This is a genomic window from Roseibium suaedae, from assembly GCF_900142725.1.
Classification (GTDB): Bacteria; Pseudomonadota; Alphaproteobacteria; order Rhizobiales; family Stappiaceae; genus Roseibium; species Roseibium suaedae.
Map to the genome: position 1 here is coordinate 13,639 of NZ_FRBW01000006.1, position 15,814 is coordinate 29,452.

Annotated in this window: 13 protein-coding genes; 10 read left to right on the top strand and 3 right to left on the bottom strand. The window is 59.2% G+C overall.

Annotated elements, in window-relative coordinates; genetic code table 11:
- Positions 1-98: 98 nt before the first annotated feature.
- Genes BUA94_RS20510 through BUA94_RS20525 form a run of 4 tightly spaced genes read left to right on the top strand, consistent with a single transcriptional unit; the run spans position 99 to position 5,900 of the window.
- Positions 99-1,766 (top strand): fatty acyl-AMP ligase, encoded by a 1,668-nt coding sequence (locus BUA94_RS20510; protein ID WP_084082158.1) that lies wholly within the window; start codon positions 99-101, stop codon positions 1,764-1,766.
- Positions 1,763-3,937: a cytochrome P450 gene (locus BUA94_RS20515; protein ID WP_073015255.1), complete on the top strand. Its 2,175-nt coding sequence runs from the start codon at positions 1,763-1,765 to the stop codon at positions 3,935-3,937. The genes BUA94_RS20510 and BUA94_RS20515 overlap by 4 nt, the downstream gene beginning before the upstream one ends.
- Before the next feature lie 20 nt (positions 3,938-3,957).
- Positions 3,958-4,215 carry an acyl carrier protein gene (locus BUA94_RS20520; RefSeq protein ID WP_073015256.1) on the top strand — a complete coding sequence of 86 codons (258 nt, stop codon included), beginning with the start codon at positions 3,958-3,960 and terminating at the stop codon, positions 4,213-4,215.
- The gene (locus tag BUA94_RS20525) at positions 4,212-5,900 is read left to right on the top strand and encodes a carbamoyltransferase family protein (RefSeq protein ID WP_073015257.1); all 1,689 of its coding nucleotides are present in this window, start codon (positions 4,212-4,214) and stop codon (positions 5,898-5,900) included. Before BUA94_RS20520 ends, BUA94_RS20525 begins: the two co-directional genes overlap by 4 nt.
- A gap of 20 nt (positions 5,901-5,920) precedes the next feature.
- On the opposite strand, the gene BUA94_RS20530 is transcribed toward BUA94_RS20525, so the two are convergent.
- The 3 genes from BUA94_RS20530 to BUA94_RS20540 all read right to left on the bottom strand — a co-directional run bounded on the left by BUA94_RS20530 (position 5,921) and on the right by BUA94_RS20540 (position 9,662).
- A complete protein-coding gene (locus BUA94_RS20530; protein WP_139251227.1) occupies positions 5,921-6,877 on the bottom strand; it encodes a hypothetical protein in 957 nt (318 codons plus the stop codon).
- Between the two features lie 48 nt (positions 6,878-6,925).
- A complete protein-coding gene (locus BUA94_RS20535; protein ID WP_139251228.1) occupies positions 6,926-8,503 on the bottom strand; it encodes a B12-binding domain-containing radical SAM protein in 1,578 nt (525 codons plus the stop codon).
- A 229-nt stretch (positions 8,504-8,732) separates the two neighbouring features.
- Entirely contained in the window at positions 8,733-9,662 is a 930-nt protein-coding gene (locus BUA94_RS20540; protein WP_073015260.1) for a LysR family transcriptional regulator, read from the bottom strand.
- A 90-nt stretch (positions 9,663-9,752) separates the two neighbouring features.
- Between BUA94_RS20540 and BUA94_RS20545 the strand changes: the two genes are divergently transcribed.
- The 6 genes from BUA94_RS20545 (at position 9,753) to BUA94_RS20570 (ending at position 15,797) form a co-directional block, all read left to right on the top strand.
- Positions 9,753-10,940 (top strand): CaiB/BaiF CoA transferase family protein, encoded by a 1,188-nt coding sequence (locus tag BUA94_RS20545; protein ID WP_073015261.1) that lies wholly within the window; start codon positions 9,753-9,755, stop codon positions 10,938-10,940.
- Entirely contained in the window at positions 10,940-11,896 is a 957-nt protein-coding gene (locus BUA94_RS20550; protein WP_073015387.1) for a beta/alpha barrel domain-containing protein, read from the top strand. The genes BUA94_RS20545 and BUA94_RS20550 overlap by 1 nt, the downstream gene beginning before the upstream one ends.
- A 175-nt stretch (positions 11,897-12,071) precedes the next feature.
- Complete coding sequence (gene dctP / locus BUA94_RS20555) at positions 12,072-13,064, top strand: TRAP transporter substrate-binding protein DctP (protein ID WP_073015262.1); 993 nt, start codon at positions 12,072-12,074, stop codon at positions 13,062-13,064.
- 6 nt (positions 13,065-13,070) lie between these two features.
- Positions 13,071-13,598, top strand: coding sequence for a TRAP transporter small permease (locus BUA94_RS20560; RefSeq protein WP_084082160.1), 528 nt, complete (start codon positions 13,071-13,073; stop codon positions 13,596-13,598).
- Positions 13,595-14,881: a TRAP transporter large permease gene (locus BUA94_RS20565; RefSeq protein ID WP_073015263.1), complete on the top strand. Its 1,287-nt coding sequence runs from the start codon at positions 13,595-13,597 to the stop codon at positions 14,879-14,881. The genes BUA94_RS20560 and BUA94_RS20565 overlap by 4 nt, the downstream gene beginning before the upstream one ends.
- Positions 14,882-15,296: 415 nt before the next feature.
- On the top strand, positions 15,297-15,797 hold the full coding sequence (locus tag BUA94_RS20570; protein ID WP_073015264.1) for a hypothetical protein: 501 nt from the start codon (positions 15,297-15,299) through the stop codon (positions 15,795-15,797).
- Positions 15,798-15,814: the final 17 nt, after the last annotated feature.

Genomic DNA, 15,814 nt, shown 5'->3' on the forward strand with positions numbered 1-15,814 from the left:
ATCCACAGCCTTCCGAATTGACGTTCTGCACCCACCAAGTTTGAGTGAAGACGCTCTCTCTCAGGCGTGATATCCGCCTAGTGGAAGTGGAGTGCGATATGCTGAGAAATCGGGTCGTAGAGGCGCTTGTCTCTCGAACGTCAACCGAGGTGATGGGGTTCCTGTCCCGGAACGGGGACAGCAAACTTCACAGCGGGCAGACGTTGCTCGCGTCCGCTCAGCAGATCGAACAGGTGCTGCGTGGCTGGATGGGCGAAGGCGAGCGCATCGTCATTCTGGCCTTGCCGGCTGGCGAAGACTTTGCCAGAGCCCTTCTGGGGTGCGTGCTTGCCGGTATCACCGCCGTACCGGTGACACTGCCGCGACCGGGAAGCCATACGGACAGACTCCTTACAATTGCCAGGGATTGCAGGGCCGATGCCATATTGTGCCTGGAATCCAGCCGTTCCCTGCTGACCCAGGCCTTGAGCCGGGAGGGAGAAAAGCCGTTTTCCCTCATCGCCCTGGATCAGCCGGATGCGGAGCTGCCTGCATTCCAGCGGCGCTCGGCGGACACCGGAAAGGACATAGCGGTCGTCCAGTACACCTCCGGTTCGACCCGTGCACCCAAAGGCGTTTGCGTCACGGGTGACAACATCCTCGCAAATGCTGACCTTGTTGCCCGCAGCTGGCAGATGGACGAGCAAACCCGTTTCGTGAACTGGCTGCCGCACTATCATGACATGGGTCTGATGGGCGGCATCTTCTATCCTCTGCTCTGCGGCGGTGTTTCTTTCCAGATGAGCCCGCTGGATTTCATTCGACGCCCGGAAAGCTGGCTTCAAGCCATCGCCACGCACCGGGCCAACTTCAGCGGTGGACCTGCCTTCGCCTTCGACGCCTGTCTTCGCAGAGTGCCGGATGCGGATTCCCTTCAGCTTGATCTTTCCTGTTGGGATCGTGCGTTTTGCGGTGCCGAACCGGTTCCTGCAGATCTGCTTGATCGCTTCCATGCGCATTTCAAGGCAGCCGGCCTTAGAAGACAGTCGCTCTTCCCCTGCTACGGGATGGCGGAAATGACGCTGTTTGCGGCAGGACTGCCTGATGATGATCTTGCTGCGGAAAAGCCTTCGCTGGCAAAGACTGCTCCCTGCAACTTGAACGATGAGCTGCGGCAGGGTATTGTAATTATTGATCATGAAACTAGAGAACAGCTTCCGGATGGCCAAAGCGGAGAAATCTGGCTACGAGGCCCGTCTCAGGCAGACGGCTATCTTTACCTATCGAAATATTCAGACAAGACTTTTCTTCAAAAAATAAGCGGTGATGAGAAATCTGAATGGTTGAGAACAGGTGATATTGGTCATATTCGTGACGGGAAGCTTTTCATTACTGGACGATACAAAGACATCGTGATTTGTAATGGCCGGAAATTTTCAGCTCCGGAGATCGAGTGGGTGGTCTGTGCGACGGATCCGGCGCTCAATCCGCTGGCTGCCGCCGTTTTTATGCCGGATCCAGCTGCTACAGGTCAGGCAGTTCTGATTGCCGAACTGAACAGCCGGGAAACGCTGTCCCGGCCGGAGGCGGACGTAAAGAAAGACATCCTGCAGATCGCCAGAGGCGAATGGGGACTTGAGTTGACGCAGATTGATTTCGTGCCGCGCGGAACGCTGGACCGGACCAGCAGCGGGAAAATTCGCCGCAGTGCGGTGGCCGAGAAATTCTGTTTGGGTGGTTTTGATTTCCCTAAGTCCGAACGCCACAATCAGGTGCTAGAGAAATGAATTTCCAGAAGACAGATGTCTGGTCTGATCCCGGCACATTTCTAGGCGATCCTGCAACTGTGCGCAGTGTTCTGCGCAATCAGGATTTTGTCATTACCGATTTTGCGCCTTATCTGGAGCACATCCAGCAAAGGCTCGGCCAGCCTCTGTCCAATGTTGTCGATCTGATCCATTCGAGTTTTCTCTTCGACAACGGCGAAGTGCACCTGAATGGCCGTAGACGGGTCGCTCCCTGTTTTTCGCCCCGCTTTGTCGAAGGCTGGCGCCCAAGGATCCGGAAGGCAGTCGAGGATGCGCTGGACAATCTTGCGGCATCGGCAAATCCGGATTTGATGTCCGGCTTTGTTGAAGATGCCTTTCTGAGTGTCGCGTCATCGGTCTTTGGGGTTGCAAGCAGCGAACGTCAAAAGCTGGCCGGGTCCATCCGGCAGTTGAATTCGCTTGTGACACCGATGCTGCCAATCGCGACACTTATCAAGATTGATGAAGCCATCGGCCATTTGATCAATGTTCTCATGGAAGATGAGAGCGTTGTTGATCCCTCCGGCATCCCTACTGTGTTCCAGGCGCTGAAAGAGCAGCCGGGAATGACCAAGAGGGAAGCCGTCAACCTGACGCTCACGACCCTTGTGGCGTCCCACACGATGGCGCAGGGGGTTGCCTTTTCCATTTATGCGCTCCTGATTGATACGCCTGACAAGTGGAAGGCCCTGGCTGCGAATAAGTGCACGTCTGACTGGCTTGACGAGCTTTTGTCCCGGTTTACGTCGACACAGACTCTGATCCGGGCAGCGTCAAAAGACACCAAGTTTCAAGGCTGCCCCCACGCACAGGGCGAGGCGGTCGTCATGTCGATGCCGCGCATAAACAAGGCGCTCCGGCAGCAGCGTGACCAGAAGGGCGACGGGGCATGGCATATGTCCTTCGGTTTCGGGCCGCACAAGTGTCTTGGCGCACCCCTTTCAGAAGTGTTTTTCGAAGAAGTCCTTCCTGCACTGGCCCGCAGGTTTCCTGATCTGATCCTGCATCGTCACAAGGTGAATTTCCACGTTTCCATGCTGGTGCAATATCCGAAGCAGCTTCCTTGCGAACTCGCGCCATCCAACAAGCGGATCAACTCCCGGATGGTCGAGATTTCGGAGATGGCTGCAGCACGCGCCATCGTGAATGATGATGAGAACTGGTCTCCGCCGACGATGGAAGCGCATCTGTCGGTCTTGCAGGACAGGTCCGGCAAGGACCTGACCCAGGCCCTCAACATTGCCCGCAATGCGATGTTCTTCATGTCCGGTCCCCGCCACGCGGCCTTGCGGTCCGAGGTGATGGATTGTCTTGGCGGCAACCGGCTGGTTGCCTGGCAACCGATGATCGATGACGTGGTGAGCACGGTCCTCGATGAGCTGGAGGCACAAAAGAAGCCTGACCTGATCGGCGACTTTGCGGATCCGATTTTCCGGAGAGTTGCGAAGACCATTCTGGGCCTTGAGTCCGGAGACCCGCAGCAATTCGATACGCTTGCTCCCATTCTCCAGGATGTCCTGGAGCCCTGGTTGCCGATGCGCGAGCTGGAACGGCTTCAAGGCATCTTTGCGACCTTGATCGCGGACATGAAGGACCCGGTTCCCAATCCGTCCCTGCCTTCGGACCCGCTGCTTGCGGCGCTGATCAAGGCGGAGCTGCCCGGGACAAGCCGCGACGACCTGAAGTCGCTTGTGCTGATCCTCTATGGAGCCAGCTTCAATCTGTCCCATACGCTTGGCAATGTGCTTCATCAGCTGCTGACGCTGCATGCGGACAGCACAGATATGGCTCTGTCCCTGGCCGAGGACAATGTCCGGCTGGAAGAGTTCATCTCCCTTTGCGCCTCGCCCAGATATATCTATCGCATGGCGCGCAAGCCCTTGAACTTCGAGGGGTTCGAGATGGGGGCCGGACACACGCTGCGTTTAAACCTGCAGGCCATCAACCGGGGCGTTTCCTCCGGAAATCTTGCGTTCGGACACGGTTTGCACCGTTGTGTGGGAGCTGCTTTGTCGAAGCGGCTCTTGCGCACCGCAGTGCCCGCCTTGTTCAAACGGTTCCCCAAGCTTCACCTGCATGCCCAGCAACAAACCTATTTTGACATGACGCAAACCGTTGCTCTGTCACGACTTCCCTGCCGTCTTGGCTAATATTTCTACACGAGAAGATAATGAACGCTCATTCGATCACGCCCGAAGTTCAGTCCTTCCTGAAGGAAAGACTGTCCTTTTATACAAAGATGGATCAGGACAAGATTGCACAAGATGCCGATCTGATCAGCCTTGGTCTTCAGTCTATCGATGCGGTTCTGATCTCCGGCGAGATCGAAGACCACTTCAAGATCGAGCTCGATCCGTCGACCGTATTCGAGCATGACACGTTCGAGAGCTTTGCAGCCGAAATCACCCGCCGTTTGAACGCAAAATGAGTGTCTGGATCCTGGGGCTTGCCACGTCAGGGCATGATCCTGCATTGGCGATTGCCAATCCTGCCGGCGAAATCGTGTTTGCAGAAGCCACCGAGCGGTTCCTGCAGGACAAGCGCGCCTGGGGCATTGCACCGGATCATATCGGTCATCTGGCCGAAGCCCTTGCGGAGACTGATTTCGTCCCAGGCAGAGATACCATAGCGGTTGCGACCAGCTGGGCATCCGCGAAGGCGGAATTGAAGCGTGGCGTTCATGACGCCATGCTGCCCGCCCCTGATACGATCTGGATGCAGGGGATGCAGCTCCAGCTTCAGGAAAGCGCGGGGGCTTCGCTTCTGCGCCTGGGACTGGCAAGCGAGCGCCCGTCTCCCATGCGGTTTGACCATCACCTGACCCACGCGGTCACCGCCTGCTATTTTGCTCCAACGGACACTGCGGCCTGCCTGGTGATCGATGGAGAAGGAGATGTGGGCGCAAGCTCATCCTTCACCATGAAGGACAGGGAATTGACGCGGGAGTGGCGGTCATGGGGCCCGGGAAGTCTCGGGACATTCTATGGCTGGCTCACCCAGATGTGCGGTTTCGACTGGCGGCTGGGGGAAGAGTGGAAGGTCATGGGCCTTGCTGCCTATGGCTCCCCCAACCCTGAGCTTGTCGAAAACCTGAAGCAGATGCTTATTGTCGACCGCGGGCGGCTCCGGTTTGCTGCAGACGATGTGCTGCTCGAAATCCGCAAGAAGGCGCAGGAATTCGGCCGCCGGCCCGATGAACCCGTCGAAAAGGCCGCTGTTCTGGCGGCCTCCGGACAGGCTGCCTATGCCGCGCTTGCCGATCTCGTTCTGGGCGAGGTGGCAAGCCAGGGTCATTCCGATCTGGTCCTGTCAGGCGGGTGTGCGCTCAACTCGTCCTACAACGGCACGATTGCCGGACGGCTGCCGTTCGAACGGGTGTTTGTTCCTCCCTGCCCTGCCGACGACGGCAACGCCATCGGTGCGGCCTTGCTCGGCTGGATGAAGGTCTACGAAACCCCCCGGATTCCGGTCGGCAACCTGTCTCCTTTCCTGGGCAGCCGTGCAAAGCCGAAGGGACTGGACCGGCTTCGCAAGTCCGCAGGACGCGGCCTGGTTGTTTGCGAGCTGGATGACGGCGATTCAGCCCAGGTTGCCGCGGAATTCCTGGCCCAGGGCAAGATCCTCGGCGTGATGCGCGGCCGTGCTGAATTCGGACCGCGTGCGCTTGGCAACCGGTCCATTCTTGCTGATCCCCGGTCTGCGGACATGAAGGACCGGATCAATGCGCTGGTAAAGGGGCGGGAATCCTACCGGCCATTTGCGCCGGTGGTTCCTCACGCAAAGGTGGCCGAATGGTTCGGGCATGCCCAGCCGGTCCCCTACATGTCCATGACCTTGCCGTGGCGGGAAGAGGCTGCCTCCACCGTTCCTGCGGTCGTGCACGAGGACTGCACCGGCCGCGTCCAGACGGTCACCTCCGAAAATGCCCCCTGGCTAAATGCCGTTGTCGAGGCGTTCGAAGGCATGACCGGGGTGCCCATCGTGCTGAACACGAGCTTCAACATCATGGGCAAGCCGATCGTTCACAGCGTTGAAGATGCGATCGCCGTGCTGATGACATCGGGGCTGGACGGGGTGCTCATCGAGAACACCCTCGTCACGAAACCCGACTAGGCCCGAAGGCGGGGCACCTGTCACTCCACAGTGAAGAGATAGGTGTCCAGCATTCTCTTTTTCCAGGCACCCGGATCGCTGGAGCCCGAACTCGGAAACAGCTGCAAGACCCAGTCACCGAGCAGGATCGGAGACGGCAGGCAGATGGTTCCGTCCTTGCTCACGTGATGCAGGCTCGGCTCCACACCTGCCAGCTTGACTGCAGCCATGCCGAACATCCGCGGGATTCTGGACGTCCAGACGGCGATCACTTCGGTGTTTTCCGGTTGATCGACCTTGATGATCAATTCCTGGCCGCAGGACAGCCTTTCCGGCACAGCGTCAGCGACCAGCTTGTCCGGGATGTTCTCTGACGCAAGATCTGGCAGGTTGTCTTGCGAAATCGGCTCTCCATTCATCCGCATCGTCAGTGCATCGGCCAGGTAGGGAATACCGCTCTGGCTGAAATAGGCGCCATGCTCTCCATCGAGGAAGTCGCAAGTCACGCTGCCAAACATCGTATTCCAGAGCGGCCAGGGATCCTCGCCGCGCAGGAACGGGTTGAACTCATGGCTGTTGCTGCCAAACAGCATCGAGAAATTGCCCGGATAGGGAACGGTCGGCTGCCACTCCATGCTGAAGATGCCGAGCGGCGGCTTCTCCTGGAGCATCAGGTAGTTGGCCATTTCAATAGCCACCGGCGCGCCTTGACAGTTTCCTCCGATCCAGCAGTTCTTGAGATCAAGCTTTTCCGCGAGAACATCTGCGTAGTGCCGGGCCATAAGGGCGTCGTCGTCCGCGATCTTCTTGCGGAAGTCCACGATCACATTGAGAGATCTCAACCCGATCACCGGCTGGTCCGGGCCGAGTGCTGCGGCCAGGGCCGGAAATTCCGACGCGGCGTTGAAGCACCAGATCAGCGGAGGGCGGGTGCCCTCCGGGTTCAGCACATGGATCAGTCCACCTTCGTCAAGCGTTTCTCCCGGCCATTCAGACACGATTCCCCGGAGCTGCCGGAGACATTTTTCCATATTCAGCATATCAGTTCAGGCCCTGCTGACTGACCGGGGCAATTGTCTGCGGTCGTCAGTTGAGAAAATCCCATCATATACAACGAGATAGTGTGAAAGTGAATCCATCAGATCATTCTTGATTTCAGGCCGTTCCTGCGCCAGGTCGCGCACTTGCCCGATCAGGTTCCGAATGCTCGCATCTCGTGACCACTTAGCGATAACACTTAGGTAGGCTCGTGAAATATTCGGACGAACACTGACCCGGTGGGATGGGTCGTCCCGTGCCCAGGGAGCAGGCTGGAGAAGCTCTGCAAGACGCTTGAAGCGAACAAGCACGTTCTCGGGGCGCAAAAGAGATTCAAACAGCCACCTTGCGCCCTCTGCCAACTCCTCACGCGACATGCGGGCCGGGATGATGTTGGTCTGGTAGTCCGAGCCGCCCGGGAATTGGGCGGATATATCGCTTTCGATAATCCGGCCTGCCTTGGCCATCTCGTCGTAGAGAGGGGTTGAAATCGGGGCGACAAGAACAGCGACCTTGAAGGTTATGACGGGAAGCGACATGGCGAAGTCGAACTGGCGCTGAAAGCAATCCGGTCCATCGGAGTCAAATCCCACGATCAGTCCTGCTTCCGGAATGACGCCCGCCCTGACGATCTTTTCGCATTCTTCCCTCAGGTCTACCCTGAGGTTCTGACGCTTCTTGCTCTCCGTCAGCGCCTCGGCACTGCTTGATTCAATGCCAAAGAACCCCAGCCTCAGACCGGCTTCGTTGCACAGGGCAAGGAGTTCCGGGTCACGCGCAACATCGATGGACATTTGCGTCTGAAAGGAGACCGGTTCGCGTCCTTCCGCGCCGTTCCAGTTCTTGAGAAGGGTCAGAAGTGCCTTCGACCGTTTTCTGTAGACGGTGAAATTGTCGTCGGACAGCGTGATATGGCGGTAGCCTATTTCATAGAGCCTTGAAATCTCGGCGAGGATCTGCTCGTCAGGCTTGTGTCTCTGGACCCGGCCAAGATATTGAATAACATCGCAGAAATTACACTCAAACGGGCAGCCGCGGCTGGTTTGCACGACGCCAGATACCGCGCGGCTGTTCGGATAAAGATCCCAGCGCGGCATTGGCGTCGTCGACATGTCGGCCTTGTGGCCCTGGTATTTCGCTTCCAGTCTGCCTTCGTGGAGATCTGTGAAGAATTTCTCTGCGATCGGTTCGAGTTCGCCGACGACCATTGCATCGGCAACACCTTCGAAGATCTCCGGTGCGAGCGAGACATGTGGGCCACCGATAATAACGGTCTTCCCTTTGCTCCTGAATTCTTTTGCCATCCAGATTGCGCGTTGGGCCTGGGATACGTTTGCAGTGATGGCCACCACATCGACGTCAATGTCCAGATCGACGAACTCGATCTCTTCATCGCACAAGGTGATGTCAAACAAGCCGTCGGGGATCAAAGCAGCCACAGTCGCGATTGCGAGTGAGGCGACACGAACCACGGGCTCATCTGACATAATGACCCGGTCACGTGTACGCTCCGCCGTTCTGTCCGCAGAAAAGCTGGACAGCGGCGCAATAATAAGCATTCGTTTCTTTGGCGAAGCAGTAGTCACGCGATGCTCCTAAAACGCTCTGCTGCGGAAAGTCATCCAATAATCTGCACAATATAAATGCATGCGCTATTCCTCTATCAATGAAATCATTTTTACCGGTGAGCAGAAGACGGGAAAATGCTCCCTTATTTCTGTCGGAAACATTCATCCTTGCCAGGTCAAGCAATAATCAAGTTTACACTGATCCACAGTCGTAAGAAATGAGTTTATTGATCAGACCCTTGCCCTTTTACACGTCGATCAGTGTGCCTTCCCATTTGCCGGAGCGGACGGCGGCGCGGGTGAGGTCCAGGATCAGGTTGCGGATGGCTTCCATGGCGTAGGTAGGCGGGCGGCTGGTGAGTTCGCAGATATAGAGCGTGCGCGTCAGCTCCGGGTCGGTGATCGGCCGCACATGGACATCGCCCCGGGCGATCTGGTCCGCCATGAACAGCTTGTTGCCGATGACGCAGCCAAGACCTGCCTCCAGCGATCCGGCAATGGCCTGCACCGAGTTCATCTGCAGCTTCGCCCGGCTCTCGATCTTCTTGAGGAGGTTCATGTCGTCCAGAATGGCCCTGGCCGACACCCCCTGGCGCAGGAGGATCATGGGCAGTTCCAGAACCTCGTTGAAGGGGATGGGGTCCGGGCTGCCGCCGATGATCTCCGGCCTGCCCACCAGCACAAGCTGCTCGTCCAGAACCGGACGGGTGCGCAGCTGCGGGTCGACCGGCGGATTATAGACCATGGCAATGTCCACATCCGAGGCCATCAGGCTCATCAGGGTCGCCCCGGACAGGCTTTCCGTCAGCGCCAGATCGACATTCGGATAGTCGCTCAGCACCCGGCGGGCCAGATCAACGCCAATCGCCTTCACCGCCGAATAGGCCATGCCGACGGAGACGGCGCCGGCGATCTTGCCGCCCGCCTGGCGCAGGTCCGCTTCCGCCGCGCTCATGGATTTCAGAATCACCTTGGCATGTTCGTAAAGCCGGTGCCCGGCAGCCGTCGGCTCCATGCCGCGCGGCTTGCGGTCGAACAGGATCACCCCCAGCTCCGTCTCCAGATTGGACAGGTGATGGCTGAGGGCCGAGGCGGCAATGCGCAGGGTTTCTGCCGCGTTGGACAGGTTGCGATGCTCGAAGATGGCGGCAAAATAGCGTAGCTGTCGGCTGTCCATAGCGTTATATAAAATAGAATGACCCTGTAGAAACATTGTAATATCGCGATGGTGGCGCTTTGGCTAGGTTTCAGGCAGGAGGAAAGCGAAATGTCTGATGCCTTTATGCCGCTGGAGGGAATCCGCGTCGTCGAGATGAGCCACATGATCATGGGTCCGTCCTGTGGCATGTTCCTGGGCTTTCTGGGCGCGGAAGTGATCAAGGTGGAGCCGCCGGAAGGCGACAAGACCCGCCACCTGACCGGCATGGGCCGCGGGTTCTTCCCGACCTTCAACCGCGGCAAGCGGTCGGTGACCCTCGATCTGAAGACCGCCGCAGGGCGCGAGGCGCTGGACAAGCTGATCGCGACCGCCGACGTCTTCCTGGAAAATTTCCGCGATGAATCCCTCGCCAAGATGGCCTTCTCGCCGGACGAGCTGCGCAAGCGCTATCCCTCGCTGATCGTTGCCTCCTGCAAGGGGTTTCTCAAGGGCCCTTACGAGAACCGCACGGCCATGGACGAGGTCGTCCAGATGATGACCGGCATGGCTTATATGACCGGCCCGACCGGCCGTCCGCTGCGCATCGGCTCTTCGGCCAACGACATCATGGGCGGGCTGTTCGGCGCCTTCGGCGTGCTCGGCGCGCTGATCCAGCGTCAGAAGGACGGCAAGGGCCATGCGGTGCGCGTCGGCCTGTTCGAGAACTGCCTGCTGCTCGTGGCCCAGCACATGGTGCAATATGACATCGAGGGCCGCGAAGCCCCGCCCATGCCCGAGCGCGAGTTCTCCTGGCCGGTCTACGACATCTTCGAAACCGGCGACAACCGGCAGATCTTCATCGGCGCCGTCACCGAAGGCCAGTGGGTCATCCTGTGCGATCTGCTGGACCTTGGCGCCCTGAAGAACGACCCGCGCCTGCAGACCCGCATGGATCAGATCAACGCCCGCGACTGGACCATCCCGATTGTGGCAGAGGCCGTGCGCCGGCACGAATTCGACAGCCTGATCAAGGCCTTCGAGCCCGCAGGCATTCCCTTCTCGCCCATTCACCGGCCAGCGGAAATGTATGCCGACCCGCATGTCACCCGTCCAGGCGGGCTCTATACGTCCCAGCTTCCCGAGGGCCAGACCTTCCGGGCCCCGGGCTTCCCCTTCGAGGTGGATGGCGCAGCGCCCGTGCCCTTCGGCCTGGACCTGCCGGAGGTCGGCGAAGACACGGCCACGGTTCTCGGCAGCCTTGGCCTTGACGACGCGGCCATTGCAGCGGCCACCGGCAGCTTGAAGGAAACCGCATGATGAGCACGACGGACGCCCGCAGAGAACGGATCTATCCGGCGAACCGGGTCACCCTGCGTGAGGTCGGCCTGCGCGATGGCCTGCAGCTGGTGAAGACCTTTCCGGACACGGATGCCAAGCGCGAATGGCTGGTCCGGGAACACGCTGCCGGCGTGCGCCATTTCGAAGTCGGTTCGTTCCTGCCCGCCAGCCGCTTTCCGCAATTTGCCGATGTGCGCGAGATGGTCGACGCGGTGGCCGCGCTAGAGGGCGCCCATTCCGCCGTTCTCGCCCTGAACGAGCGCGGCGCGGAAGATGCGATGGCCACTGCTGCCGGTGAGATCGTCTGCGTGGTCTCGGCAACGGAAGAACACAGCCAGGCCAACATGCGCCGGTCCCGCGCCGAAGCCGTCGGGCTGGTGCGCCGGGTGGCGGAAATGCGCGACGCAGTGGCGCCGGGCAAGATCGTCAATGCGGGCATCGCCATGTCATTCGGCTGCTCGATTTCGGGCGCCGTGCCGCCGGAAGACGTGCTGCGGCTGGCGGAAGAGTGCCTGGCCGCCGGTGCGGATATCGTCGGCGCCGCCGATACGGTCGGCTATGCCGGACCGAAACAGATCGGCACGCTGTCCGCAGCATTGGACAAACTATGCGGCGACCGTCCCTTCATCCTGCATCTCCATGACACACGCGGCATGGGCATCGCCAATGCGGCGGCCGGTCTCGACAATGGCGCGCGGGTTCTGGACGGCTCGCTCGGCGGGCTGGGCGGATGCCCCTTTGCCCCCGGCGCCACCGGCAACGTGGTCTTCGAAGATCTGGTCTTCCTGTGCGAGACCATGGGCTTTGGAACGGATATCGACTTGACCGGCCTTGCTGCTGCGCGGCAGGTCGCGGAAGGATCCATGACAGGCGAAGTGTTCTATGGCGCGCTGGCGAAATCCGGGGCACCGCAAAACATGGAGTGGCGGGCCTGAAGCAAGACTTCTCCCGCCGAATGAGAGGACATTCGGCGGAGAAATGACGAAAATGCTTGATATCTGAACGTGATAGAGCATTTTAGCCATTCAATCCGACGCTCAGGCGTCCGGGAAGAAGGGCAGATGCTCGGATCACGGATCGTGTTTCGAGACACACCCATGGGAGGAAAGAATGGGAACATTGAAAGCTCTTGGACTGGCTCTGGTCCTGTCCGCGTCGACGGCAACCATCGCATCTGCCGCGACCGAAATGCGCTGCAGCCACCAGCTGCCGCCCGCGCACCACATCGCCAAGGTCGTCGACCGCTGGGCGGCTGAAGTGGAGAAGCTGTCCGAAGGTGAACTCGACGTTCAGGTCTTCGGTGCAGACAGCCTCGTCAAGGCCAATGACAACATCGTCTCGGTTGCCAAGGGCGACATCGAATGCGCCTTCTCGCTGAACTTCCAGTGGGGCAAGACCCTGCCGCTGATGAACGTGACGCTTGGGCCCTACACCATGTCCTCCATCGATGCCTGGAAGAAGTGGCCGACGTCTGACGCTGCCAAGCTGCTGGAAGACAAGCTGGAGGAAAAGGGCGTCCATAACGTCGTCTGGATGTTCCAAACCAACACCTCGGTCTTCACCACCAAGGGCCGTTTCCTGAAGGCTCCGGCCGATTTCCAGGGCATCAAGATGCGCGGCCTGAACAAGGCCTTCGACGCTGGCCTGACCGCAATGGGCGCAAGCACTGTCGCCATGCCCGGCTCCGAAGTCTATCAGGCGCTGGCAACCGGCACGATCGATGCCGCCGTGACCGACGTCGCCGCCGGCTATTCCCGCAAATACTATGAAGTGCAGGATCACTTCACCGTGGTTCCGGTTCTGGCCGCCTATCTGCACGGCTATGTGAACCCGTCCTGGTATGCCGGCCTGTCCGACAAGTCCAAGGCCGCTCTTCAGAAGGCTGGCGAGGAAGCTGCCGGCTGGGCGCTGGAAGCCTCCCAGGAAGCCGCCGCCGCTGCGCCCAAGCAGCTGGAAGAAAAGGGCGTTCAGGTCTACATCGCCAGCGATGAGGAAAACGCTGCGCTGAAGGCCGCCATGAAGCCTGCCTTCGACGCCGAGTTCGCCAAGGAAACCGGCGAAGATGGCGCAAAGCTTCTCGAGCTGATCGAAAAGCTGCAGTAAGCGCTGATGGGCAAGCCACATCAGGGAGAGGTGGAGCAATCCACCTCTCGTCTGCCGTTGGGGATTGATCTGATCGTCCGTGTCGGCGGAGTGCTAAGCGCAGTTCTCATACTGGTGATGCTGGCGGTGACCGCGGTCAACGTGGTGGGCCGCTATGCCCTCGGCAACCCGTTTCGCGGCGCGGAAGAATTCACCGGCTACCTGGTGGTGGCGCTGGTCATGGCGGGCGCGGCCGAAGCCTATCGGCGCGGCGACCACATCGCCATCGACCTCATCCGCTCGACGCGCATTCCCGGCCTGAAGCACGTCTCGAACGTTCTTTACCACGGCAGCGTCCTGGCCTTTGCCGTGATCCTCGGCAGCACCGGCTGGCACACGGTCAGCTTCTCCAGAGACTTCGAATCCTATTCGGCGGGCTATCTGGAAACCCCCATGTGGATCCCGCAATCGGCCCTGCTTCTGGGCGCGTTCCTGCTGGCGCTGGCCGCTTTCGGCCGCCTGGTCCAGGAGTTCACCGGAAGGACCGGCTCTTGACGACACTCCTGATTTTCGGCGGGCTGATCGCCCTGCTCCTGACCGGCATCCCGATCTTCGCCGCCCTCGGCCTGATGGGCAGCGCGGTGCTGTGGATCTACGAGGGCAAGCTGTGGGCGGTGTCGGACGTGGTCTTCTCCACGCTGAACCTTTCCACCCTGACCACCATTCCGCTCTTCGTCTTCATGGCCCAGGTGATGATCAAGGCCAAGGTGATCGAAGACCTCTACGACATGACCAACACGGTCATCGGCCACCTGCGCGGCGGGCTCGGGGTCGCGACGGTTGCTGCCTGCACCGTGTTTGCCGCCATTTCCGGCTCGTCGGTCGCAACCGCCCTGTCCATCGGCGCCAGCTCCATTCCGCAGATGAAGCGCTTCGGCTATCCGGAGCGGGACGCCCTCGGGGTGATTGCGGCGGGCGGCACGCTCGGCATTCTCATCCCGCCCTCCGGACCGATGATTCTTTATGCCATCGTGTCCGAGGCTTCCATCGGGGCGCTGTTCCTGGCCGGCATCATTCCCGGCCTGCTGATCGCCCTGATCTTCGCAGCCTTCTGCGTGCTTCAGGCCTCGCGCCGCACGTCCATCTCCGCGCCCGACTGGGCGGGCTGGGAAGCGGCGATGGCCGCGATCAAGCGGTCGATCTGGGCGCTGCTCGCCCCGCCGGTCGTCATGGGCGGCATCTATTTCGGCATCTTCACCGCCACCGAGGCGGCAGCGGCCGGATCGATCTATGCGCTGCTGATCGCCGTCTTCATCTACCGGAACTTCTCCTGGAAGATGCTCTATGACTGCGCCTACCAGACCATGCGCACCTCGATGATGGTGTTCATGATCATCGCGGGCGCGGCGGTCTTCGGCCATGCGATCACGATCATCCGCCTGCCCGTGGCGATCACGGAAATGGTGGCGGGCATGGGCCTGTCGGCCACCGGCTTCATCCTGGCGGTGATGGTGCTGATCTTCATCCTGGGCATGTTCCTGGAGACCATCTCGATCATCCTGATCACCACGCCGATCCTGCTGCCGACGATGATCCATCTCGGCATCGACCCGGTCTGGTATGGCGTGCTGCTGATGGTGAACCTGGAACTGGCGCTGATCACGCCGCCGGTGGGCATGAACCTCTTCGTCATCAAGGGCATCACCAACGCGCCCCTGTCGGAAGTGGTCAAGGGCGCCTCGCCCTTCGTGCTCCTGATGATCTTCAGCCTCGCCCTCCTCATCGCCTTCCCCAGCCTCGCCACCTGGCTGCCCTACACGGCAGGCTTTGGCCGGTAACAGGAACGGTAAGGAAAACGGGCTTTGCGAACCAGAACACCCCGGGCCGCGCAAAAGCGTTCCGGGGTGTTTTTTGTTCGGGGGGAGGAGTTGCGAGAGACTTCAGGCCGTGCGGCTTGCTCCTGTCTTCCTCCTTGCGGGGGAGAGGACCGCGACCAGACCAGATCAACCGTTCAGGCGGCGGTCAGAGGTCTTGTCGAAGAGATGGAGGGCAGAGGGGTCACCAGCGAGGTGGATCAGCTCTATATACCGCTCCGCAGACTGGGGTTGCAAATATCTTGTAGCCATCTCTGGAAATTCGACTTTTTTCAGATAGATTCTAATCCTGCGTAACGTTCGATTCAGGCCGTGTGTTGAGTATCCGTCCTAGGATCTTTTCGCCTTTTCCCGGTTTGGATCTTTATCGGTGTGTGAAATGAGTCCATTCCAGTCTGATTTTGAGCGCGATTATTATTCTTGGGTCGGTCTCTATATTAGCACATGGGCGGGCGTTGAAACTAATCTGGCACTTATCGTTCAGATGATTTTCGAGCACCTCGACGGCAAACTGATCGAAAAGGACTGCCCGCAGTCGCTGAGCCGAAGACTTAAATTCTTGCGCAAAGCGTCTGGGAAATTAGACGCTCTCAGCAACGAAAAGGATGAGATCTATGCATTAACTGATACGCTGAGTTCTGAATCAAATTTTCGGCACGATATTGTTCATGGCATTAAAACGAGTATCGGTTTTTCTGATCATAAATCTATAATGGTTGCCCGGCCGGTCGCAATAAATGACCCACTGGGCGAAATAGTTAGAACAAATGTTTCGCTGGCGATCTTAGAAGAGAAATATCAGATACTCGGTTTATCTGGATTATCTCTTATGGGCCTCGGCAGGCGGATCATCAATCTAATTGATAAAGAGCGCGAATAAACGTTTTGTGAACTCCC

Excerpts from the sequence above, each read along its gene's own strand:
- BUA94_RS20560 (WP_084082160.1), top strand. The coding sequence starts at position 13,071 with ATGGGCAAGCCACATCAGGGAGAGGTGGAGCAATCCACCTCTCGTCTG.
- BUA94_RS20545 (WP_073015261.1), top strand. The coding sequence starts at position 9,753 with ATGTCTGATGCCTTTATGCCGCTGGAGGGAATCCGCGTCGTCGAGATG.
- BUA94_RS20520 (WP_073015256.1), top strand. The coding sequence starts at position 3,958 with ATGAACGCTCATTCGATCACGCCCGAAGTTCAGTCCTTCCTGAAGGAA.
- BUA94_RS20510 (WP_084082158.1), top strand. The coding sequence starts at position 99 with ATGCTGAGAAATCGGGTCGTAGAGGCGCTTGTCTCTCGAACGTCAACC.
- BUA94_RS20550 (WP_073015387.1), top strand. The coding sequence starts at position 10,940 with ATGAGCACGACGGACGCCCGCAGAGAACGGATCTATCCGGCGAACCGG.
- BUA94_RS20570 (WP_073015264.1), top strand. The coding sequence starts at position 15,297 with ATGAGTCCATTCCAGTCTGATTTTGAGCGCGATTATTATTCTTGGGTC.
- BUA94_RS20525 (WP_073015257.1), top strand. The coding sequence starts at position 4,212 with ATGAGTGTCTGGATCCTGGGGCTTGCCACGTCAGGGCATGATCCTGCA.
- BUA94_RS20515 (WP_073015255.1), top strand. The coding sequence starts at position 1,763 with ATGAATTTCCAGAAGACAGATGTCTGGTCTGATCCCGGCACATTTCTA.
- dctP (WP_073015262.1), top strand. The coding sequence starts at position 12,072 with ATGGGAACATTGAAAGCTCTTGGACTGGCTCTGGTCCTGTCCGCGTCG.
- BUA94_RS20540 (WP_073015260.1), bottom strand. The coding sequence starts at position 9,662 with ATGGACAGCCGACAGCTACGCTATTTTGCCGCCATCTTCGAGCATCGC.